The 21,361-nt window shown below is 72.2% G+C and carries 19 protein-coding genes; 12 read left to right on the forward strand and 7 right to left on the reverse strand.

Features of this window, described 5'->3' with window-relative positions; genetic code table 11:
- Positions 1–44: 44 nt before the first annotated feature.
- From EDF63_RS11625 to EDF63_RS11640, 4 genes are all read right to left on the reverse strand, one after another.
- Positions 45–1,058: a glycosyl hydrolase family 18 protein gene (locus EDF63_RS11625; protein WP_123313228.1), complete on the reverse strand. Its 1,014-nt coding sequence runs from the start codon at positions 1,056–1,058 to the stop codon at positions 45–47.
- A gap of 12 nt (positions 1,059–1,070) precedes the next feature.
- Positions 1,071–2,693 carry a long-chain fatty acid--CoA ligase gene (locus EDF63_RS11630; RefSeq protein ID WP_123313229.1) on the reverse strand — a complete coding sequence of 541 codons (1,623 nt, stop codon included), beginning with the start codon at positions 2,691–2,693 and terminating at the stop codon, positions 1,071–1,073.
- A gap of 49 nt (positions 2,694–2,742) precedes the next feature.
- On the reverse strand, positions 2,743–3,339 hold the full coding sequence (locus EDF63_RS11635) for a TetR/AcrR family transcriptional regulator (RefSeq protein ID WP_123313230.1): 597 nt from the start codon (positions 3,337–3,339) through the stop codon (positions 2,743–2,745).
- 85 nt (positions 3,340–3,424) lie between these two features.
- Entirely contained in the window at positions 3,425–3,646 is a 222-nt protein-coding gene (locus tag EDF63_RS11640; protein ID WP_123313231.1) for a hypothetical protein, read from the reverse strand.
- Positions 3,647–3,900: 254 nt separating this feature from the next.
- Between EDF63_RS11640 and EDF63_RS11645 the strand changes: the two genes are divergently transcribed.
- Positions 3,901–4,851, forward strand: coding sequence for an AraC family transcriptional regulator (locus EDF63_RS11645; RefSeq protein WP_148061770.1), 951 nt, complete (start codon positions 3,901–3,903; stop codon positions 4,849–4,851).
- 24 nt (positions 4,852–4,875) lie between these two features.
- Positions 4,876–5,790 (forward strand): phosphotransferase, encoded by a 915-nt coding sequence (locus EDF63_RS11650; RefSeq protein ID WP_123313233.1) that lies wholly within the window; start codon positions 4,876–4,878, stop codon positions 5,788–5,790.
- Positions 5,791–5,868: 78 nt separating this feature from the next.
- Here the strand turns inward: EDF63_RS11650 and EDF63_RS11655 are convergent, their stop codons facing one another.
- The 3 genes from EDF63_RS11655 to xylA are packed head-to-tail and all read right to left on the reverse strand — an operon-like array spanning position 5,869 to position 9,558.
- Positions 5,869–6,873, reverse strand: a complete 1,005-nt coding sequence (locus EDF63_RS11655; protein WP_123313234.1) for an acetylxylan esterase — start codon at positions 6,871–6,873, stop codon at positions 5,869–5,871.
- A 12-nt stretch (positions 6,874–6,885) separates the two neighbouring features.
- Positions 6,886–8,355 carry a xylulokinase gene (locus EDF63_RS11660; RefSeq protein WP_123313235.1) on the reverse strand — a complete coding sequence of 490 codons (1,470 nt, stop codon included), beginning with the start codon at positions 8,353–8,355 and terminating at the stop codon, positions 6,886–6,888.
- A 12-nt stretch (positions 8,356–8,367) separates the two neighbouring features.
- Positions 8,368–9,558, reverse strand: coding sequence for a xylose isomerase (gene xylA / locus EDF63_RS11665; RefSeq protein ID WP_123313236.1), 1,191 nt, complete (start codon positions 9,556–9,558; stop codon positions 8,368–8,370).
- A 97-nt stretch (positions 9,559–9,655) separates the two neighbouring features.
- Here xylA and EDF63_RS11670 point away from each other — a divergent pair, with 97 nt between their 5' ends.
- The 10 genes from EDF63_RS11670 (at position 9,656) to EDF63_RS11715 (ending at position 21,346) form a co-directional block, all read left to right on the forward strand.
- A complete protein-coding gene (locus tag EDF63_RS11670) occupies positions 9,656–10,837 on the forward strand; it encodes a Gfo/Idh/MocA family protein (RefSeq protein WP_123313237.1) in 1,182 nt (393 codons plus the stop codon).
- Positions 10,834–11,541, forward strand: a complete 708-nt coding sequence (locus tag EDF63_RS11675; protein ID WP_123313238.1) for a ThuA domain-containing protein — start codon at positions 10,834–10,836, stop codon at positions 11,539–11,541. Before EDF63_RS11670 ends, EDF63_RS11675 begins: the two co-directional genes overlap by 4 nt.
- Positions 11,538–12,638 (forward strand): Gfo/Idh/MocA family protein, encoded by a 1,101-nt coding sequence (locus tag EDF63_RS11680; RefSeq protein WP_123313610.1) that lies wholly within the window; start codon positions 11,538–11,540, stop codon positions 12,636–12,638. Before EDF63_RS11675 ends, EDF63_RS11680 begins: the two co-directional genes overlap by 4 nt.
- A gap of 34 nt (positions 12,639–12,672) precedes the next feature.
- On the forward strand, positions 12,673–13,725 hold the full coding sequence (locus EDF63_RS11685) for a sugar phosphate isomerase/epimerase (protein ID WP_123313239.1): 1,053 nt from the start codon (positions 12,673–12,675) through the stop codon (positions 13,723–13,725).
- A gap of 124 nt (positions 13,726–13,849) precedes the next feature.
- Positions 13,850–15,154, forward strand: a complete 1,305-nt coding sequence (locus EDF63_RS11690) for an ROK family transcriptional regulator (RefSeq protein ID WP_123313240.1) — start codon at positions 13,850–13,852, stop codon at positions 15,152–15,154.
- Positions 15,151–16,188 (forward strand): NAD(P)-dependent alcohol dehydrogenase, encoded by a 1,038-nt coding sequence (locus EDF63_RS11695; RefSeq protein ID WP_123313241.1) that lies wholly within the window; start codon positions 15,151–15,153, stop codon positions 16,186–16,188. The genes EDF63_RS11690 and EDF63_RS11695 overlap by 4 nt, the downstream gene beginning before the upstream one ends.
- 234 nt (positions 16,189–16,422) lie before the next feature.
- Entirely contained in the window at positions 16,423–17,805 is a 1,383-nt protein-coding gene (locus EDF63_RS11700; protein WP_123313242.1) for an MFS transporter, read from the forward strand.
- 298 nt (positions 17,806–18,103) lie between these two features.
- Entirely contained in the window at positions 18,104–19,531 is a 1,428-nt protein-coding gene (gene glmU / locus EDF63_RS11705) for a bifunctional UDP-N-acetylglucosamine diphosphorylase/glucosamine-1-phosphate N-acetyltransferase GlmU (RefSeq protein WP_123313243.1), read from the forward strand.
- Positions 19,532–19,592: 61 nt separating this feature from the next.
- A complete protein-coding gene (locus tag EDF63_RS11710) occupies positions 19,593–20,570 on the forward strand; it encodes a ribose-phosphate diphosphokinase (RefSeq protein ID WP_123313244.1) in 978 nt (325 codons plus the stop codon).
- Complete coding sequence (locus tag EDF63_RS11715) at positions 20,567–21,346, forward strand: putative protein N(5)-glutamine methyltransferase (protein ID WP_123313245.1); 780 nt, start codon at positions 20,567–20,569, stop codon at positions 21,344–21,346. The genes EDF63_RS11710 and EDF63_RS11715 overlap by 4 nt, the downstream gene beginning before the upstream one ends.
- The last annotated feature ends 15 nt before the right edge of the window (positions 21,347–21,361 follow it).

The raw sequence follows: 21,361 nt of genomic DNA on the forward strand, positions 1-21,361 counted from the left end.
GGCTAAGTGTGTTAGCTATAAGCTAAGACCATTAGCCGACCGAGTCAACCTCCGAGGGTGTCGGAGAGGTCCAGGGACCAGACGGCCACCCCGGTCAGACCGAGTCGCTCGGCGAGGGCCACGCGCTCACGCAGCGACCGCGCGTCCGACCACCACAGCACCTCGCCGCTGGGCAGGGTGGCGGTCCACTCGCCGACCGTGGTGTTCCACGTCGGGGTGACGTGGGCCTTCCGGACACGGCGACGGGCCTGGTCGTCGGACAGCTGCCCCGCCGGCCGCGGCCCCTTCCAGTGGTAGCCGTACCCGGCGACGCCGAGCACGATCTGGTCGGCGGGCGCGAGGGCGGCGAGAGCCCTGGCCGACTTCGACGCCCAGCGCAGCGACCCGACCGGGCCCGGAGCGTTCGGCTCCCACGGACCGTGCTGGTCGTAGGCCATCAGGGTGAGGTGGTCCAGCGGGGCGCTGAGTGCCCGGACGTCGTACCCCATGCGTGCGTAGCCGGCCGCGGTCGTCGACGCGGACAGGGCGATGTCGAGCCGCACGTCGTCACCGACCGCCGTGCGGAGCTCCCGCGCGAACGCCGTCAACCCGGGCCGGTCCGCCGCGGTCAACGCCTCGAGGTCGATCATGATCGAGTCCCACCCACCGGAACGCACGTCGGTGGCGAGTGCGCGGACGACGTGGGACCGGTTGGCGGGGAATCGGAGCATCCGGCGCGCGATCGGTTCGCTGAAGTCGCCGTCGGCGTAGTTGCTGACGAGCAGCTGCGCCTCGAGACCGTGGGCGTGCGCGCGGTTGCGCTGCGTCCTGGCTTCGCGGGACGGCGTCGTGACACGCGCGCCGGTCCGGCTCAGCAGCAGGCCGTCGACGCCGACGACGTCCATCGCCGAGGCGTTCGTGTCGATCAGCGCGGGGTCGGCACCCTCCGGCTGGAAGCCGGTCACGTCGAACCAGTCGGGCGTACTGGACCGCGCGTTCGCCGGGCCGGCGCAGCCGGTCAGGACGAGCCCCGCTGTCAGGACGGTGGCGAGGAGGACGGAACGCGGGCTGGTGATCACGTGCCGAGTGTCTCAGGCCGGAGCGGCCGCCGCGTCCACCGGTGCGCTGAACCGGTCGACCAGGGTCCGCTTCAGGACCTTGCCGCTCGGCCCGAGGGGCAGGGCATCGACCACGTGCACGACGCGCGGGAACTTGTACGCCGCGATCTCGTCCGACACGAAGTGGACGAGCTCGTCGGCGCTGACGGTCGCGCCGGCGCGGAGCACCACGGCGGCCTCGATCTCCTGGCCGTGCAGTTCGTGCGGCACGCCGAAGACCGCCGCCATGGTGACGTCCGGGTGCGTCGCCAGTACCTCTTCGACCTGCCGCGGGTACACGTTGTAGCCGTTGCGGATGATCATGTCCTTCGTGCGGTCGACGATCGTCAGGTACCCGTCGTCGTCCTTCGTGCCCAGGTCGCCGGTGCGGAACCAGCCGTCGACGATCGCCGCGTCGGTGTCCGCCGGACGGTCCAGGTACCCGTTCATCAGGTTGTGCCCGCGGATGACGAGCTCGCCGATCTCGCCGTGCGGCAGCAGCACGATCGCGTCGGGCGTGGCGGGGTCGGCGATCTCGACGTCGACACCCCAGACCGGTGTGCCGATCGTGCCGGGACGCGGCGCGGTGCCGACGTGGTTGAAGGTCGCGACGGGTGAGGTCTCGGTGAGGCCGTAGCCCTCGTGGATCGGCGCGTCGAACACGGACTGGAACCGTTCGAGCACGGCCAACGGCAACGAGGCGCCGCCCGAGATCGCGTAGCGCAGGGTCGGGCGGGCGTCGTTGCGGGTCGCGGCGTCGAGCAGCGCCATGTACATCGTCGGCACGCCCATGAAGATCTCGCAGCCGTGCTCGACCATCGCCGACAACGCGGCATCGCCGTCGAACTTCGGGAGCATCACGATGGTGGCGCCGGTGCGGAACCCGGTGTTCATCGTGCAGGTCTGACCGAAGGTGTGGAACAGCGGGAGCGCGCCGAGCAGGACGTCCCCGCGGTGCATGTCGAAGGTGCTCATCAGGTTCGTGTTGACCTGTTCGAGCAGGGCGAAGTGCGAGCCCTCTGCACCCTTCGGCTTGCCGGTGGTTCCGCTCGTGTACAGGATCGTCGCCGTGTCGAAGGGGTCGCGGGGGACGTAGGTGTCGAGGGGCTCGGCCGCCGCGGCGAGGGCCTCGAGGCGGTCCGGGCCGTCGTGGTCGTCGTGGTCGGCCGGTGCGAGGACGGTGACGACGTCGACGCCGGCGAGCTCGGCCCCGGCCGCACCTTCGGCGAGCAGCGGAGCGGCGCAGACGAGCAGCATCGCGCCGCTGTCCTGCAGCAGGTACTCGATCTCGCGCCGCTTGAGCAGCGCGTGCACGGGGACCACGACGGCCCCGAGTGCGAGCGTGGCGTAGTAGACGCGGGCGAAGTCGGCGACGTTCGGCACGAGCATCGCCACGCGTGATCCCTCGGTGACCCCGCGGGCGCGGAGCGCTCCGGCGTAGGCGAGGGTCTCCGACCAGAGCTCGGCGTAGGTGGTGCGGTGGTCGCCGACGATCACGGCGACGTCGTCCGGGTACCGCGCGGCGGACTCGGCCAGGATCGCGGCGACCGATGCGGTGGCCCGGGTCGGTCGTGTGGCGCCGTGGTGAGCGGCGGCGGTGGGGGTGGTGCGCGTCATTCCGGTCTCCGTCTTCGGTGACGAGTGGTTCCCCGGATCATACGTGCGGTCAGAAGGCCGTGCGCTCCTCGAACACCGACATGAGCATGGCCGCACCGAGCCGCGCACTCCGGGCGGGCTTCGCCGAGCCCTGCACGGCTGATTCGACCCGAGCGCCCTCGACCAGCAACGACAGGGTCTCGGCGATGTGCGCCGGCATGTCCGCGCGCGTGCAGAGCAGCGTGAGGTGGCTCTCGACGTCGCGGAAGTGCTCGGCGGCGAGCGCGGCGATCTCCGGGTCCTGCCGGCCGAGTTCGGCGTGTCCGTTGATGAACGCGCAGCCCCGCCAGCCCTCGTCGGCGAAGCACTCCTCCAGGTAGCTGAAGATGCCGAGGATCTCGTCGCGGGGATCCGCCGAGGTCGTGGCGATGTGGTCCAGGGCTCGACGCCAGGCGCCGTGCCAGCGTCGCAGCACCGCGACGACGAGGGCCTGCTTGCTCGGGTAGGCGGACGCCAGCTCGTCCACGCTCATGCCCGCGTGGGCGGCGACGTCCTCGAAGCGGACCGGGATCACGCCGTGCGCCGTGAAGAGGTCGTCGGCGGCCTTGGAAGCGGTGCGCTGTGCGGGCGTCTCGGCGACCGGGGGCGTGAGTGTGAGGAGCGTCATGCTTCGAGACGTTCCTGTTCTGCGAGGAGCGCTGTCATGTCGATGGCCTGGGTGCGGACGTCCTCGACCGCGGAGCCGTCGCGGATCACGCGGAGAGCCCGAGCACGGCGGCGGCGGAAGCGAGGGCGCTCACGGAGACGATGCCGGTGCTGACCGCGGCGATCTGCAGCATGCGCTGACGCTGGAGGTCCCGGAGCTCCGTGAAGGTCCCGCGGTGGCGGTCCTGTCGGCTCGTCATCGAGACCGACTCGAAGGCCTGCCTCGGTGCGCTGATGGGGTGGACCGGGATTGCGGTCAGGGCGGTCATGTCGTCCTCGTGTTCTCCTGCGCGGCCCGTTGCCACCGGATGAATCGACCGTAGGAGCAGCGGGACCGGCCGTGTGCGCCAGGACCGAGGAGTCGGCGGATCGCGGATGTCGGACGCAGCCCGTCGGTCGGAATCCGGACATCGCCGCACCGGATCCAGCATCCGTTCCACGCGCAGGAGGCCGTCGGGAGCGCTTCTCGGACAGCGGCGCGGACGGCTGGCCCCCGGTCCGTCACACTGCACTCGGTGAACCGATGACAGATGAACGAGCGCGCGTGCAGGACGACGTCCGGTCCGCTGACGTCGACGAAGCACGCGACTTCCTGGTCGGGGCGTACGACGCCTCCGAGTGGCGCGCCGAGACCACCGCGCAGCCCTTCACGTTCCGGTACTCGGCGGTCGGCGACACCACGATGACGTTGCGCGCGATCCGGTTCGACGGGCACCTCGACGGCGTGATGACCCCGTCGGACGACTTCGTGGTGCAGTGGATCACCCGCGGCACCGGCTTCATCGGCGAGGGTGACGACCGCCTCGTCAGCGCCCCCGGCCGACCACAGCTGTGGCCGCAGGACGGCGCCGCGTTCACCTACCAGGACTACGACCAGCGGCTCGTCCAGATCAACCGGGCTTCGCTCGAGGAGGTCGCCGGCGAACGCGGCGCGGCCTCGGGCGCGGTGCAACTCGACCACACCGTGCAGCCCGACGACCGCGCGGTGACGATGTGGCGGAACACGGTCAAGCTCATCTCGCACACCGTGCTCGACCGGCAGGTCTCGCCGCTCCTGCAGGCGGAGATGGGCCGGCTGGGAGCGCTGGCCCTGCTCGAGCTCTACCCGGTCGTCTCGGCCCCCCTGCCGGACGAGCTCCTGCTCCCGCGCAACGCGCACATCCGCCGGGCCGTGGAGTACGTGCACGAGCACGCGCACCTGCCGATCACGAGCACCGACCTGGCCGAGGTCGCCTCCCTGAGTCTGCGTGCACTGCAGCAGGCGTTCCAGCGGCAGCTCGGCGTCAGCCCGAACGGCTACCTGCGCGGGGTCCGTCTCGACCGGGTGCGCGACGAGCTCCTGCACGCCGACCCGGCGGCGACGAGCATCGCCGAGGTGGCCCGGCAGTGGGGGTTCGCCCACGCCGGCCGGTTCTCGGCCGCGTACCTCGACCGGCACGGCGAGTACCCCCGGGACACGATGCGGCGGGCGTGACACCCCGACGACCATGATGGGTGCGTGCTCGACGACGACACCCACCGCCACCGACTGGACGCGGTCCTGCGCGCCGTCGGGAGCTCGGCCGGCCAGACCGAACGGCTGCCGGGCGGATCCGTGAACCACACGTACCGCGTGCGCCGAGCGGTCGGTGCCGACGTCGTCGTGCGGTTCCCCGTCGATCCACTGCGCTCGGACGAGTTCCCCGTCGAGGCGTGGGCCGCGCGGGCAGCTGCGGCAGCGGGCATCTCGGTCGCTCGTCCCCTCGACCACGGCGTCCAGGACGGCGTCCCCTTCATCGTGTCCGAGTACGTCGCACCCGACCCGCGGCCGATCGATCGCCCCTGGACGTGGCTCGGGTCGTCCGCGCGGACCGTCGCCTCGATCGACCTGGGGGAGGCGCCGTCGTCGCTGTACACCCGGTTCGGCACCGACCTGGCCCAGGCGTGGTCGGCGCACCTGGTCTACAACAGCGCGGCGCTCGTGGCGGACGATCCACTCCGCCACGACGGCGCCTACGCCTCGGCCGGCGCGCTCCGGAGGCACGTCGAACGGCTGGCCGCCGAGCGCTTCGCGTTCGGACTCGCGCACGGCGACCTGGCTCCGCGGAACCTGATCGCACGGGGACCGGATCGTGCGCCCGTGCTCATCGACTGGGGTGCTGCCGAGACCGGCCCGTCACCGTGGACCGACGCTCGTCGGGTGTTCGAGTGGGCGTTCGTCGACGGGACGATCTCGCGGGCCGAGTACGACGAGTTCACCGCTGCCGCCGGGCTGGCCACCCCGGCTGGCCACGCGACGCTGGCGTCGCTCACGGCGCTGCACCTCGTCGACGTGACCCGGTGGGCGAGAGACCGACGGCCGGACCTGTACGCCGAGTACGTCGGCCGGTGCCGGGTCGGTCTCGAGCGCATCGAGCGCGTGTCGAGCGAGTGAGCGGCAGGCGAGCGCGGCGGCCCGGGAGCGGCGAACGGTCGCGGGAGGCGTGTCCGCACCGGAAGCACGGAGCTGCCGTCACGCCCGCGCGCGCAGGAACGCCACCTGCCGCTCCCACTGCCGGAAGCCGCCGCCCTCGTGCCCGTTGTACGGGTACACCTCGATCCAGCGGTCGGCCGGTCCGAGCGCGTCAGCCGACCCGAGCGCGTTGAAGGCGGCGAAGGTGGTGCGCGGTGGGACGACGTCGTCCATCAGGGCCACGGAGAACAGCGCCGGTGCGGTGATGCCGGCGGCGTGGTTCACCCCGTCGAAGTACGCCGCGGTGTCCCACACGGTCTCGGCTGCGTCGCGGTGCACGGACAGGTAGGTCGCGAGTTCCCGGTACGGGCCGCCGACGGCGACGTCCGTGCCGCCCTCCCAGTCGCACAGGAACGCGACGTCGGGCAGCACCGCGGTGATCGGTCCGACGTGGGCCTCGACCAGTGCGGCGGCGGCGATGGCGATGCCGCCGCCCTGGCTGCCGCCGGTCAGGGCGATGCGTGCCGGGTCGACACCGGGCAGCGTCCGCACGGCGTCGACCAGGCGGACGGCGTCGGTGTACACGCGGCGGTAGTAGTGGTCGGCGGGGGAGCCGATGCCGCTCGTCATCCACCCGCTCGCGTGCGGTCCGGAGCCGTGCGGGTCGGGGGTGTCGCCGCCGGCCCACCCGCTGCCCTGGCCACGGGTGTCCATGACGACGTGCACGTACCCGGCGAGGGCCCAGTGCACCCGTTCGCCGGGGCGCCCGCGGCCGCCGCCGTAGCCGAGGAACTCGACGACGACGGGCAGCGCGGTGTCACGACCGGCGAGCGGACGGGAGACCCAGGCGCGCACCGGGTCGCCGGCGAAGCCCGGGAACGTCAGGTCCTCGACGACGAGTCCGGTCACCGGGGTGTCGGCCGGAGCGAGGACGGGAGCCGTCCCTGCTCCGGCCGCCCGGGCCGCGGTGATCGTGTCCGCCCAGAACGCGTCGAAGTCGGCCGGTCGCCGGACCGCGGGGCGGTACCGACGGAGTTCGTCGAGCGGGAGGTCGGTGCGTGCCATGGGTCTCCTCGGTCAGCGCGTCGCGGCGCGGTACTGCTCGAGCACCTCGGGGTGCGGGTCCGCCGGCACGGTCGTCGTCGCGGTGTCCCACGACGGCAGTGTGCCGGTCAGCACCCATGCTGCCTGCCGCGCGGCCCCGGACGCCACGTACTCGCCGGGTTCCGGGATCAGCACGTCCCGCCCGAACACCTGCGCGGCGACGGTCCGGACGGCTTCGTTCCGTGCCGCGCCGCCGATGAGCAGCAGTCGCGAAACGGTCACGCCGGTGCCCTCGACCGCGGCGAGCCCGTCGGCCAGGGCGCACAGCATGCCCTCCACCGCGGCACGCGCCAGGTGCGGTCGGTCCGTCGTGCCCGGGGTCATCCCGAGCAGCGAGGCGGTCGCGTCCGGCCGGTTGGGCGTGCGCTCGCCGACGAAGTACGGCACCAGGACCAGGCCGTCGGCCCCGGCGGGCGCCTGCAGCGCCAGCTCGCCGAGCGCGTCGTGGTCGACGCCGAGCAAGCCGCCGATCACCTCGAGCACGCGGGCCGCGTTGAGCGTCGTGACGATCGGGAGGCGCGACCCGGTTCCGTCGGCGAAGCCCGCCACGGTCCCGCTCGGGTCCAGGACGTCGGTACCGGTGACACCGAAGACCGTTCCGCTGGTCCCCAGGGACACCGCGACGTCGCCCGGGCCGAGCCCGAGGCCGAGTGCCGCCCCGGCGTTGTCGCCGAGTCCTGCGCCGACGAGCAGGCCGGCCGGTGCGGCCCGGCCGCTCGGAAGAGTCACGTCGACGGTGAGCGTCCCCATCGCCTCGTCGTGCGCCACGACGCGCGGCACGACGACGGTGTCCGCGGCCGGCTCCGACCCGGCGACGCGCATCGGGCGGCCGAGCGCCAGTTCGAACAGCTCCGGGTCGTACTCCCGGCGCACCGGGTCCCAGTACGCCGTGCCGCTGGCGTCGGACGCGTCCGTCGCCAGGGCGTCGAGGTCGGGGCCGAGCGCACTGTCGTCGGCCGGGCCGTACCCGCGCAGCCGCCACGACAACCAGTCGTGGGGGAGCGCGACGGCCGCGACGCGACCGGCGTTGTCCGGCTCGGCGTCGCGGAGCCACCGCAGCTTGGTGCCGGTGAACGACGCGACCGGCACCAGGCCCGTCCGGGCGACCCAGGACTCCCGTCCGAGCTCGTCGACCATCTGCGCGGCCGCGTCCGCACTGCGCACGTCGTTCCAGAGCAGGGCGTCGCGCACCACGCGGCCGTCGGCGTCGAGCGCGACCATGCCGTGCTGCTGTCCGGCGATCGCGACGGCACCGACGTCGTCGAGGCCGCCGGCGTCGGCGACCGCCGCGCCGAGGGCGTCCCACCAGTGGCGGGGGTCGACGGACGTACCGTCCGGGTGGGACGCACGCCCCTCACGGACGACGGCGCCCGTCGCGGCGTCGCGGACGGTGACCTTGCAGGACTGGGTCGACGAGTCGACGCCGGCGACGAGCTGTGTCATCCCCGCGGCCCGTCAGCGCGCGCCGAGCAGGTGCTCGATGGCGAGCTGCTGCAGCCGGACGAAGCCGAAGCCCTTGCCGCCGAAGTACGCGTCGGCGTCGAAGTCCTCGTACGCCGAGCGGTCGGACAGGAAGGCGTCGTAGGACTCGCCGTCGTTCAGGGTCGGCGTGCTGAGCTCGCCGACCTTCGACGCCTCGAGCGCGGCCTGCACCTCGGGGTCGGCGCGGAAGGCCTGTGCGCGCTCCTTGAGGAGCAGGTACATGCGCATGTTCGCGGCGGCCGAGTCCCAGACGCCCGAGATGTCCTCGGTGCGGCTCGGCTTGTAGTCGAAGTGGCGCGGGCCGTCGTACGCCTGGCCGCCCTGCGGCGAACCGTGCTCGAGCAGGTCGACGAGCGAGAACGCGTTCTGCAGGTCGCCGTGTCCGAACACCAGGTCCTGGTCGTACTTGATGCCGCGCTGGCCGTTCAGGTCGATGTGGAAGAGCTTGCCCTGGTAGAGCGCCTGGGCGATGCCGGCCGTGAAGTTCAGGCCCGCCATCTGCTCGTGACCGACCTCGGGGTTGATGCCGAACAGCTCCGGGCGCTCGAGGGTCTCGGTGAACGCGATCGCGTGGCCGAGGGTCGGCAGCAGGATGTCGCCGCGGGGCTCGTTCGGCTTCGGCTCGATGGCGAAGCGGATGCCGTAGCCCTTGTCGGTGACGTAGTCGGCGAGCAGGTTGACGGCCTCGCGGTACCGCTCGAGCGCGGCCTGCACGTCCTTCGCGCTGTCGTACTCGGAGCCTTCGCGGCCGCCCCACATCACGAAGGTCGACGCACCGAGCTCGGCGGCGAGGTCGATGTTGCGCAGGACCTTGCGGAGTGCGAACCGGCGGACCTGCCGGTCGTTCGAGGTGAAGCCGCCGTCCTTGAACACGGGGGCGGAGAACAGGTTCGTCGTCACCATCGGCACGATGAGGCCGGTGGCGTCGAGCGCACCCTTGAGGCGGTCGATCTGCGTCTGCCGCTCGGCGTCGGTCGAACCGAACGCGAACAGGTCGTCGTCGTGGAAGGTCAGGCCGTAGGCGCCGAGCTCGTCGAGCTTCTCGACCGCCTCGACCACGTCGAGGGCCGGACGGGTGGGCCCGCCGAAGGGGTCGGAGCCGTTGTAGCCGATGGTCCAGAGACCGAAGGAGAACTTGTCTGCACGGGTGGGCGTCGTTGCCATGGTGGTCACCGTTCGTCGTCGAAACAAAATGTTGCCGCGCCCAACATAAGCGGTAGTGTTGGCTGTGGCAAGGACGTGATCGCAAAGGAGCGAGCGGATGGCACAGGAACGACTGCGGATCGCCATGGTGGGACACGGCTTCATGGGGGCCGCGCACTCACAGGCATGGCGGACCGCCCCCAGGTTCTTCGACCTCGGGGTCGAACCCGAGATGGCGGTGATCGTCGGGCGCGACCCGGAACGCACCGAGACCGCCCGTGCGCAGTACGGCTGGCAGTCGGCGTCGACCGACTGGCGTGCCGTCGTGGCCGACCCCGACATCGACGTCGTCGACATCGTGTCGCCCGGTTCGTCGCACGTCGAGATCGCGATCGCCGCGCTCGAGGCCGGCAAGCACGTCCTGTGCGAGAAGCCGCTCGCCAACACCGTCGAACAGGCCGAGGCGATGACCGCCGCAGCCGCTGCCGCCCGGTCGCACGGGGTCCGTGCCATGGTCGGGTTCAGCTACCGCCGCGTGCCGGCCATCGCGTTCGCCCGGCAGCTCGTGCAGGACGGCCGGATCGGCACCGTGCGCCAGGTCCGCGCGCTCTACCTGCAGGACTGGCTCGCCGACGAGGACGGCCCGATGACCTGGCGGCTCGACAAGGAGCAGGCCGGCTCCGGTGCGCTCGGCGACATCGGCGCGCACGCGATCGACCTCGTCGAGCACGTCACCGGTGCGTCGCTCGCCACCGTGTCCGGCACCCTCGAGACCTTCGTGACCGAACGTCCGCTGATGGCCGAGGGGGTCGGGCTCTCCGGCACCGCGTCGAGCGAGCGCGGACAGGTCACCGTCGACGACGCCGCGTTCTTCACCGCCCGACTCGGCGGTGGCGCGGCCGACGGAGCCATCGGCACGTTCGAGGCCACGCGCTACGCCACCGGCCGGAAGAACGGCCTGACGCTCGAGATCAGCGGGTCCGAGGGCGCGATCCAGTTCGACCTGGAGTCCATGAACGAACTGCGGTTGTACGAGTCGTCGGCCCCCGCGGGGGAGCAGGGCTTCCGCCGGATCCTGGTCACCGAACCCGAGCACCCCTACATGGCGGCGTGGTGGCCCACCGGACACCTCATCGGCTACGAGCACACCTTCAGCCACCAGGTGAAGGACTTCATCGAGGCGATCGTGTCCGGCACCGACCCGTCGCCCTCGTTCGAGGACGGCCTGCACGTGCAGCGCGTGCTCGACGCCGTCGAACGCAGCGCCGCCGACGGCAGCAGCTGGACGGCGACCTCGTGACCGCCGCCGACGGCTCCCGCCTGGCCCTGGTCGTCCGCGGGGGATGGGACGGCCACCAGCCCGTCGAGACGACCGACCTGTTCGTCCCGTTCCTGCGCGAGAACGGGTTCGCGGTCCGGGTGTCGGACTCGACGGCCGTCTACGCAGACGCCGCCGTCATGGACGAGGTCGACCTGATCGTGCAGGTCGTCACCATGTCGACCATCGCCGACGAAGAGTTCGCCGGGCTGCAGCGCGCGGTCCTGGGCGGCGCCGGACTGGCCGGCTGGCACGGCGGCATCGCGGACGCGTTCCGGAACACCGCCGACTACCTGCACATGGTCGGCGGACAGTTCGCCCACCACGCCGGCAAGCACCCCGACGAGCGCGTCGGTGAACAGTCCGACAACTACATCCCGTACACGGTGCACCTCACCGACCTCGGCCGGTCGCACCCGATCACGCAGGGCATCGAGGACTTCGACCTCGTCACCGAGCAGTACTGGGTGCTGTCCGACGAGTACAACGACGTCCTCGCGACCACCACCCAGGACGCGCGCGACTTCGACGCCTGGAACCGACCGGTCACCGCACCGGCGATCTGGACACGGCAGTGGGGCGAGGGCCGCGTGTTCGTCTCGGCGCCCGGACACCGCCTCGAGGTCGTCGAGTCGCAGCCACTCCGCACCATCATCGAACGGGGACTCCTGTGGGCAGCACGATGAACGAACGAGCACTGCGGGTCGGCGTCGTCGGGGTCGGCGTGATCAGCCAGCAGTACTTCGAGCACTTCCCGGCGCTGCCCGGGCTGTCGCTCGTGGCGGTCGCCGACCTCGACGTCGACCGGGCGCAGACGGTCGGCGCCGCACAGGGCGTGCGCGGCACGAGCGTCGACGAGCTGCTCGCAGCCGACGACGTCGACGTCGTGCTCAACCTCACGATCCCCGCCGCCCACGCCGACGTCGCGACCCGGGCGCTCGCCGCCGGCAAGCACGTCTACGGCGAGAAGCCCCTGGCGATGTCCACGGCCGAGGCCGAACCGGTGCTCGATGCCGCCCGGGCCGCGGGCCTCCGGGTCGGCAGTGCCCCGGACACCGTGCTCGGCACCGGCATCCAGACCGCTCGGGCCGCCCTCGACGACGGGCTGATCGGCACCCCGGTCGGCGCGGCCGTCGCCTGGAGCGCCCCCGGCCACGAGCTCTGGCACCCGGCACCCGCGTTCTACTACCAGCCCGGTGGCGGACCGCTGCTCGACATGGGCCCCTACTACCTGACCAGCCTCGTCACGTTCTTCGGGCCGGTCGTCCGGGTGAGCGGCAGCGCCACGCGTTCCACTCGCGAGCGGACGATCGCGACCGGCCCGAACGCCGGCACGTCGATCCCGGTCGACATCGACACACACGTGGTCGCGATCCTCGAACACGAGAACGGTGTGGTCTCGACCGTCACCGTCTCGTTCGAGGTCTGGGCCACCCGCGCGCCGCTCTTCGAGGTGTACGGCACGGCCGGCACCCTCGGCGTCCCGGATCCCAACCGGTTCTCGGACCCGGTGTCGATCGCCACCGCGGACGACCGCGCGTGGCGCGAGCTGCCCGTCGCCGCCGGGTACGCCGACGCCGGTCGCGGCTACGGCCTCGCCGACATGGCCCACGCGATCGCGACGGACCGGCCGCACCGAGCCTCCGGCGACCTCGCGTTCCACGTGCTCGAGGTCATGGAGGCCGTCTCGGCCGCCGCCCGCGACCACACGGTCGTCGACGTGCACTCGCGCGTCGACCGACCCGCCACCGTCCCCGCCGGGTCCACCCCCGGATCCTGGTGACGGACCCCGACCACCGCACGGAAGGACGACGACGATGACGACGACGGACGCGAGCGACCAGACGGAGCCGACCCGGGCCTCCCGGCCGGTCACGCTGTTCACCGGACAGTGGGCCGACCTGCCCTTCGAGGAGGTCGCCCGGCTCGCCGGCGACTGGGGGTACGACGGACTCGAGATCGCCTGCTGGGGCGACCACCTGGACGTCCGGCGCGCCGCGACGGACCCCTCGTACGTCGCGGACCGCAGGGCGATCCTGGAACGCAACGGACTGCAGGTGTGGACCATCGCGAACCACCTGGTCGGCCAGGCCGTGTGCGACGACCCCATCGACCAGCGGCACGAGGACATCCTGCCGCCGCACGTCTGGGGCGACGGCGACCCCGAGGGCGTGCGGCAGCGCGCGGCCGAGGAACTGCAGTGGACCGCCCGTGCCGCCGCGGCACTCGGGGTGGACACCGTCACCGGGTTCTCCGGCTCGTCGATCTGGAAGACCGTCGCCGGGTTCCCACCCGTGCCCCCGTCCATGATCGACGCCGGGTACCAGGACTTCCACGACCGCTGGTCGCCGATCATCGACGTCTTCGAAGAGGTGGGCGTCCGCTTCGCGCTCGAGGTGCACCCGTCCGAGATCGCCTACGACTACTGGACCGCTCGTCGCACGCTGGAGCTCTTCGCGGACCGGCCGGCGTTCGGCTTCAACTTCGACCCGTCCCACTTCGTCTGGCAGGACCTCGATCCCGCCGCGTTCCTGCTCGACTTCGCCGACCGCGTCTACCACGTGCACTGCAAGGAGTCGGTGAAGCAGCTCGACGGACGCAACGGCCGGCTCGGGTCGCACCTGCCGTGGGGCGACCCCCGACGCGGGTGGGACTTCGTCACCGCCGGACACGGTGACGTGCCGTGGGAGCGGGTGTTCCGCGTGCTGAACCACATCGGCTACACCGGACCGACCAGCGTCGAGTGGGAGGACGCCGGCATGGACCGGCTCGTCGGCGGCCCGGAGGCGCTGGCGGTCGTCCGGCAGCTCGGCACGATCGCGCCGCCGTCGGCCGCGTTCGACGCCGCGTTCTCGCGGTCGCGCGCGTGAGCGTGCGCGAGCGCGGCGGCGGGGTCGTTCCGGGCGTACCTGGTGATCTCGGGCATACCTGGTCGTTTGTTCCGACCAGGTATGCCCGATCCCGCTTCCCATCGCGGACGTCCTGGGAAACTCCGTGACGGAACACGACCGCACGACGGGCCCGGCACACACCCCGGCGCCGAGCAACGCCGCGCGCATCCTCCGCCTGGTGCACGAGGACGGCCCGATCGCACGCGCCGAGATCACCCGCCGCACCGGGTTGAACCGGTCCACGACCCTCGCACTCGTCGGTGAGCTGGTCGAGCTCGGGCTGGTGCACGAAGGCCCACCGCCCGCCGGGTCGGCTGGATCCGGGGTCGGTCGCCCGAGCCCGATCGTGCGGGCTTCGGCAGACGTGGTGGCCGCTGCCGTCACGGTCGAGATCGACGCCGTCGAGGTGGCCCTCGTCGGGCTCGACGGCACCGTCCGGCGGCGGCAGGTCGAGGCGCAGGTCCGCCCACCCTCCGCTGCCGAGGCCGTCGACGTCGTCGCCCGGCTCCTCGATCAGGTCCGAGTGACCGGCGCCGAGACCACCGGCGCCGAGACCACCGGCACAGGCACCGGGCCCGCGCCCGCCCCGGGGCGGCTGCGGCTCGTCGGGGTGGGCGTCGCCGTCCCCGGGACGGTCCGCGCCGAGGACGGCAGCGTCCAGTACGCGCCGCACCTCGGCTGGCACGACGAACCATTCGCAGCTCCGCTCGCCGACCGCACGGGACTGCCGGTCCGTGCCGCCAACGACGCGAACCTCGGGGCCTGGGCCGAACGCCTCGCCGGCAGCGGACGGGGCGTCGACGACCTCGTGTACCTCAACGGCGGCGCGAGCGGCATCGGTGGCGGGGTCATCTCCGGCGGACGGCCGCTCAGCGGCGCCGACGGGTACGCCGGCGAGCTCGGCCACACGTTCGTCGCGGCGAACGGCATCCGCTGCCACTGCGGAGCCGTCGGGTGCCTCGAGACGGAGGCCTCGCGTGACGCCCTCACCACCGTCGCCGGGACGGCCCCCGACGACCTCGCCGCGTTGGCCGGAGCGCTCGCCGCCGACGACCCCGCGACCGAACGCGTCGTGGACCGGCAGGTCGGTGCCCTCGCCACCGCGCTCCGCAACGCGATCCACACCGTCAACCCCGAGGTCGTCGTGCTCGGCGGGTTCCTCGGAGTACTGCTCGACCACGTCGGCGACCGGATCGTCACCGCCGTCCGTGCGCAGTCGATGGCGGGCACGGCCGATCGGCTGCGCATCGTCCCGGCTGCACTGGGCAGGGACGTCCTCGTGCACGGAGCCGCCGAGATCGGCTTCCGCGACCTGCTCCACGACCCGGGCACCGTGACCACCGCGGTTGCCACCACCACCCCCACGTCCGACCGCGACGACGCGGCCGAGGAAGCGAGAACCCCATGACCTCCATCCAGCGCCAGCGCACCAGCGTGCTGCTCGGCACCCAGGACCTGACCGTCGAGGACCGCCCCGTCCCCGCGGTCGAGCCCGGCGACGTCCTCGTCCGGGTCGCCGCGGTCGGGGTGTGCGGCTCCGACGTGCACTACTACCGGCACGGCCGCATCGGGGACTTCGTCGTCGAGGAGCCCCTCGTCCTCGGTCACGAGCTGTCCGGCACGATCACCGCCGTCGGCGAGGGCGTGGACCCCGCTCGCGTCGGTGAGCGCGTCGCCGTCGAACCCCAGCGTCCGTGCCACCGGTGCGCGCAGTGCCTCGCCGGCTGCTACAACCTCTGCCCGCACATGCGCTTCTACGCGACGCCCCCGGTCGACGGGGCCTTCGCCGAGTTCGTCACCATCGAGGCCGAGTTCGCGCACGTCCTGCCCGACTCCGTCTCGTTCGAGGCCGGCGCCCTGCTCGAACCCCTGTCGGTCGGCATCGCCGCGGTCCGGAAGGCCGGCATCGTCCCCGGCTCCTCGGTGCTGATCGCGGGTGCCGGTCCGATCGGCATCATCTGCGCACAGGCAGCGCGGGCGTTCGGTGCGACCCGGATCGTCGTCAGCGACCTCGTCCCCGAGCGCCGGGAGCGTGCGCTGCAGTACGGCGCCACCGAGGTCGTCGACCCGACCACGGTGTCCGTCGCGTCCGACATCGCTCCGGTCGACGCCTTCATCGACGCCAGCGGTGCGCCCCGCGCCGTGTCCGACGGCATCAAGGCCGTCGGGCCGGCCGGCGCTGCGGTGCTCGTGGGGCTCGGCAACTCCGAGATGACGCTGCCGGTCGAGCACATCCAGAACCTCGAAGTCACCGTCACCGGGATCTTCCGCTACACCGGCACGTGGCCGGTCGCGATCGGCCTGGTCGCGTCCGGGCAGGTCGACCTGGACTCGCTCGTCACCGGTCGGTTCGGGCTCGACGAGGTCCGCGAAGCCCTCGAGAGCGACACCGACCCGGAGTCCCTCAAGTCCGTCGTCTACCCCGGCGGCGTGCCCGCCTGAGCAGGCTGCGCGTCGTCCGGTGCGAGGTTCCGTACTCCGTGACGGCGCGCAGACCTCGCACGGAGCGCGGAACCTCGCACCAGAGCGAGCGACCCCGCGGAGGTGCACGCGGGGTGCGGACGCGGGCACGGTGCCGCCGGGAGGCGCGTGGCCAGGCCGCCCCGCGCCTCCCGTCCGGCACGTGACCCGGAACGGGGCCACCGCCGCGTCACCGGGACGCGCTACGGTTCGCGCATGACCGCTTCACCGGCCGCCGTCGTGCCGCAGCGCACCGACCGGCGCGCGCTCGTCTCCTGGGCGCTCTGGGACTGGGGTTCCGCCGCGTTCAACGCGGTCGTCACCACCTTCGTGTTCAGCACGTACCTGGCGAGCCGGGCGTTCGTCGACCCGGCGCGGGTGGCCGACACCTCCGCCACCGGCAAGGCCTTCGTGGAGCGCGAGCTCGCCCACAACGCCGCCGTGGTCTCCACGGCGCTGACGATCGCCGGCATCGTCGTCGCGCTCGTCGCCCCGGCGATCGGGCGTCTGGCGGACTCGTCCGGGCACCGGCGCCGGTCCGTCCTCATCGCCACGATCGGCATCGTCCTGTCCATCGGCGGCATGGTGTTCGTCGCGCCGAGCCAGCCGTACCTGGTGCTCGGCGCCGCGTTGCTCGGCATCGGCACGGTCGCGTACGAGATCGCGAGCGTCGGCTACAACGCCATGATCGGGCAGATCGCGTCGGGGGAACGGACCGGACGGGTCTCCGCGATCGGGTGGGCCGCCGGCTACTTCGGCGGCATCGTGCTGCTCGTGGTGCTGCTCGTCCTCTGCATCCAGGACTTCCGGGGCGACGGTGTCGTCGGCGGGCTCCTGCAGCTGCCCGCAACCGTCGCGACCGGGCAGTGGGACGTCCGCGTCGCGATCGGCATCGCCGCCGTGTGGCTCGCGGTCAGCTCGATCCCGCTCTTCATCGTGGTGCCAGAGGCCGCGCCCGATCCGCGCGGGACCGGTGGCGTGCTCGGCGCCTACCGCGACCTGGGGCGTGACATCGCCCGGCTCTGGCGCGAACGGCGCAACGTGCTGGCGTTCCTGCTCGCCAGCGCGGTCTTCCGCGACGGTGTCGGCGCGGTCTTCACGTTCGGCGGCATCATCGCCGCGCAGGTGTTCGGCTTCAGCGCATCGCAGGTCATCGTGTTCGCCATCGCCGCGAACGTCGTCGCGGGCGTCGCCACCTTCGTGTCCGGACGGCTCGACGACCGGTTCGGCTCGCGTGCGCTCATCATGGTGTCGCTGATCGGCCTCGCCGCCTGCGGACTCGGCGTGCTCGCCGCGGGCACGCGAACCGAGTGGTTCTGGGTGCTCGGGCTCACCCTGGCGCTCTTCGTCGGACCCGTGCAGTCGTCGTCGCGGGCGTACCTGGCGCGGCTGGCGACCCCCGGCCGCGAAGGCGAGCTCTTCGGCCTCTACGCCACCACCGGCCGGGCGGCGTCGTTCCTGGCGCCGGCGCTGTTCGGCGTCGCCGTGACGATCGGCGGCTCGACGCGCTTCGGCATCCTCGGGATCGTGGTGGTGCTCGTCGCGGGGCTGGTGCTCATGGCGTTCGTGAAGCCCGAGCCCCGGACGCTGCGCGCGTAGGTGGGTTGGGCTGGGCTGGGCGTTTCGGGCGTCGCTGGTGTATTCGGGCGTACCTGGTCAGTTCTTTCGACCCGGTACGCCCGTTTCCGTTTTCCATCGCGGCCGTTCTGGGAAGGAACGTCGGCTCGGCTCGGGTCGGCTCGCGTTCGGGGCGGCCAGGAGGCTCGGTGCCTCTCCCTGCACCGGTGCGGCCAGGAGGCTCGGTGCCTCTCCCTGCACCGCTGCGGTTGTGCGCATCGTTGTGCACAGCGCCGAGGTTCCACCGGACTCCACAGCGCGGGTGCGCCAGGATGGACCCATGACCGACCAGCGCATCGCCGTCGTCGTCCTCGCCGCCGGGCAGGGCACGCGCATGAAGTCGTCCACCCCCAAGGTGCTGCACCGGCTCGCCGGGCTGCCGCTCATCGCCCACGTCCTGCGGACGGCGTCGTCCCTCGGGCCGGAACACGTCGCGGTGGTCGTCCGGCACGAGCGTGACCTCGTCGCGGCGGAGATCACCGAGCGCGCGCCCGACGCCATCGTCGTCGACCAGGACGACGTCCCCGGTACCGGTCGCGCGGTCGAGGTCGCGGTCCAGGCGCTCCCAGCCGACTTCGACGGTGCCGTCGTGGTGCTCTCCGGCGACGTCCCGTTGCTCGACGCGGCGTCGCTCCGCCTGCTCGCCGACGCGCACGCCCGCGGCGGCAACGGGGCGACCTTCGTCAGTGCGATCGCCCCGGACCCGACCGGCCTCGGACGGATCGTGCGTGACGCCGACGGCGCGTTCATCGGGGTCGTCGAGCACAAGGACGCGACGGCCGAACAGCTGGCCATCGCCGAGGCGAACGCGGGCATCTACGCGTTCGACGTGACGCACCTCCGCGCGGTCCTGCCGTCGCTCACCACGGCGAACGCGCAGGGCGAGAAGTACATCACCGACGCTCCCGCGCTGATCAGCGACCGAGGTGGGCGCATCGACGTGGTCACCCTGACGGACTCGTGGCTCGTCGCCGGCATCAACGACCGCGCGCAGCTCTCCGATGCCGCACGCGAGCTCAACGCCCGCATCGTCCGCCGGCACCAGCTCGCCGGCGTCACCGTGCAGGACCCGGCGACCACCTGGATCGACCTCGACGTCTCGATCGAGGCGGACGCCGAGATCCTGCCCGGCACCCAGCTCCTCGGTGCGACCGCGATCGCTACCGGTGCCGTGGTCGGGCCGGACACCACGCTGCGCGACACCGAGGTCGGTGCCGGGGCGACGGTGAACCGGGTCGACGCCACCCTCGCGGTCATCGGCGACGGCGCCTCGGTGGGGCCGTTCGCGTACCTGCGTCCGGGCACGATCCTCGGCGATCAGGGCAAGATCGGCACCTTCGTGGAGACGAAGAACGCGAAGATCGGCCGTGGCAGCAAGGTCCCGCACCTGTCCTACATCGGCGACGCCGAGGTGGGCGAGGACTCGAACATCGGCGCGAACACGATCACCGCGAACTACGACGGCGTGCACAAGCACCGCACCGAGGTCGGCTCGAACGTCCGCACCGGCTCGCACAACGTCTTCGTCGCCCCGGTTAGGATTGGTGACGGCGCGTACACGGGTGCCGGAACGACGGTCCGCAAGGACGTCCCGGCCGGATCGCTCGCGATCAGCTACGCCCCACAGCGCAACACCGACGGATGGGTCGAGGAACACCGACCCGGCACACCGGCGGCCGAGGCTGCTCGGCACGCGAACGGCGAATAGATCCTGGCGACCACCGGTCGTCGACATCGACCCCACACGGGTCAGGGAGTGAGCACCGCACTTGTCCGGAATCAAGACAACCGGCCAGAAACGACTCGTCCTCGTCTCGGGGCGAGCACACCCGGCGCTCTCCGCCGAGATCGCAGAGGAACTCGGCGTCGACCTGGTCCCCACCGACGCCCGGACCTTCGCGAACGGTGAGTTGTACGTCCGGTTCGACGAGTCGGTCCGCGGATGCGACGCGTTCGTCATCCAGTCGCACACGGCACCGATCAACGAGTGGCTCATGGAGCAGCTCATCATCGTCGACGCGCTGAAGCGGGCCTCGGCCAAGCGCATCACCGTCGTCGCGCCCTTCTACCCGTACGCCCGTCAGGACAAGAAGGGCCGCGGTCGCGAGCCGATCTCGGCCCGCCTCGTCGCCGACCTGTTCAAGGCCGCCGGCGCGCACCGGATCATGAGCGTCGACCTGCACGCCGCTCAGATCCAGGGCTTCTTCGACGGCCCGGTGGACCACCTCTTCGCCATGCCGGTGCTGCTCGAGCACTTCAAGGAGATCCTCGACCCGTCGATCCTGACGGTCGTGTCCCCGGACATGGGCCGCGTCCGCGTCGCCGACATCTGGTCCGAGAAGCTCGGTGCGCCCCTCGCCATCATCCACAAGCGCCGCGACCCGCTGGTCCCGAACCAGGTCACGGTGCACGAGATCGTCGGCGACGTCTCCGGCCGCTGGTGCCTGCTCGTCGACGACCTGATCGACACCGGGCGCACGATCGCCAAGGCTGCCGAGGCGCTGAAGGAGGCCGGCGCGATCGGCGTCGTCGTCGCCGCGACGCACGCCGTGTTCTCCGACCCGGCCACCGAGCTGCTGCAGAGCGAGTTCATCGACCGCGTCGTCGTGACCGACACCCTGCCGGTGCCGGTCGAGAAGCGTTGGGACCGTCTCGAGATCCTGCCGATCGCCCCGCTCCTGGCCCGCGCCATCCACGAGGTCTTCGACGACGGTTCCGTCACGTCGATGTTCGACGGCGCCGCTTGACCCATCCCGCGCGTGACGCCCTCGCGGCCCGACTCCGGGCCGCGGGGAGCGTCTTCGCCGAGGACGAAGCCGACCTGCTGCTCGAGTCCGGAGCCGGTGAACCCGTCCGGCTGCGCTCGCTCGTCCAGCGTCGCCTGGCCGGTGAGCCGCTCGAGTACGTGCTCGGGTGGGCCGCCTTCGACGGACACCGCATCCGGGTGACCCCCGGGGTCTTCGTGCCGCGTGCCCGCACGGCCGTCGTCGTCGAGCAGGCCGCGCGTCGGCTGCAGCGCTACGACCGCGTGGTCGATCTGTGCTGCGGCGCCGGCGCGATCTCGGTGGCGTTGTTCGGCCGGGTCGGCGCACTCGACCTCGTGGCCACGGACATCGACCCGGACGCCGTCGACGTCGCGGCCGAGAACATCGGCGACCGTGGGATCGTCGTCGCCGGTGACCTGTTCGCGCCGCTGCCGGATCGGTTCCGTGGCGCGGTCGACGTCGTCGCGGTGAACGCCCCCTACGTCCCGACGGCATCGATCGCGATGATGCCGGTCGAAGCGCGGGAGCACGAGCACCGTGTCGCGCTCGACGGTGGGGCGGACGGCCTGGACCTGCACCGGCGGATCGCCGCGGGAGCGGGGGAGTGGTTGCGCACCGGTGGCTCCGTCGTGATCGAGGTGTCCGTGGCGCAGGCAGATGCGTCGGTCACGGCGTTCGTGGCCGCAGGGTTCACGGCCGTGGTCGAGCGGGACGACCAGGTCGACGGCACCTGCGTCGTCGCGACGCTCCCCGCCTGACCCGACGAGCGATCC

This window comes from Curtobacterium sp. JUb34 (assembly GCF_003755065.1).
Classification (GTDB): Bacteria; Actinomycetota; Actinomycetes; order Actinomycetales; family Microbacteriaceae; genus Curtobacterium.

Excerpts from the sequence above, each read along its gene's own strand:
- EDF63_RS11630 (WP_123313229.1), bottom strand. The coding sequence starts at position 2,693 with ATGACGCGCACCACCCCCACCGCCGCCGCTCACCACGGCGCCACACGA.
- EDF63_RS11635 (WP_123313230.1), bottom strand. The coding sequence starts at position 3,339 with ATGACGCTCCTCACACTCACGCCCCCGGTCGCCGAGACGCCCGCACAG.
- EDF63_RS11640 (WP_123313231.1), bottom strand. The coding sequence starts at position 3,646 with ATGACCGCCCTGACCGCAATCCCGGTCCACCCCATCAGCGCACCGAGG.
- EDF63_RS11645 (WP_148061770.1), top strand. The coding sequence starts at position 3,901 with ATGACAGATGAACGAGCGCGCGTGCAGGACGACGTCCGGTCCGCTGAC.
- EDF63_RS11655 (WP_123313234.1), bottom strand. The coding sequence starts at position 6,873 with ATGGCACGCACCGACCTCCCGCTCGACGAACTCCGTCGGTACCGCCCC.
- EDF63_RS11660 (WP_123313235.1), bottom strand. The coding sequence starts at position 8,355 with ATGACACAGCTCGTCGCCGGCGTCGACTCGTCGACCCAGTCCTGCAAG.
- xylA (WP_123313236.1), bottom strand. The coding sequence starts at position 9,558 with ATGGCAACGACGCCCACCCGTGCAGACAAGTTCTCCTTCGGTCTCTGG.
- EDF63_RS11670 (WP_123313237.1), top strand. The coding sequence starts at position 9,656 with ATGGCACAGGAACGACTGCGGATCGCCATGGTGGGACACGGCTTCATG.
- EDF63_RS11680 (WP_123313610.1), top strand. The coding sequence starts at position 11,538 with ATGAACGAACGAGCACTGCGGGTCGGCGTCGTCGGGGTCGGCGTGATC.
- EDF63_RS11685 (WP_123313239.1), top strand. The coding sequence starts at position 12,673 with ATGACGACGACGGACGCGAGCGACCAGACGGAGCCGACCCGGGCCTCC.
- EDF63_RS11695 (WP_123313241.1), top strand. The coding sequence starts at position 15,151 with ATGACCTCCATCCAGCGCCAGCGCACCAGCGTGCTGCTCGGCACCCAG.
- EDF63_RS11700 (WP_123313242.1), top strand. The coding sequence starts at position 16,423 with ATGACCGCTTCACCGGCCGCCGTCGTGCCGCAGCGCACCGACCGGCGC.
- glmU (WP_123313243.1), top strand. The coding sequence starts at position 18,104 with ATGACCGACCAGCGCATCGCCGTCGTCGTCCTCGCCGCCGGGCAGGGC.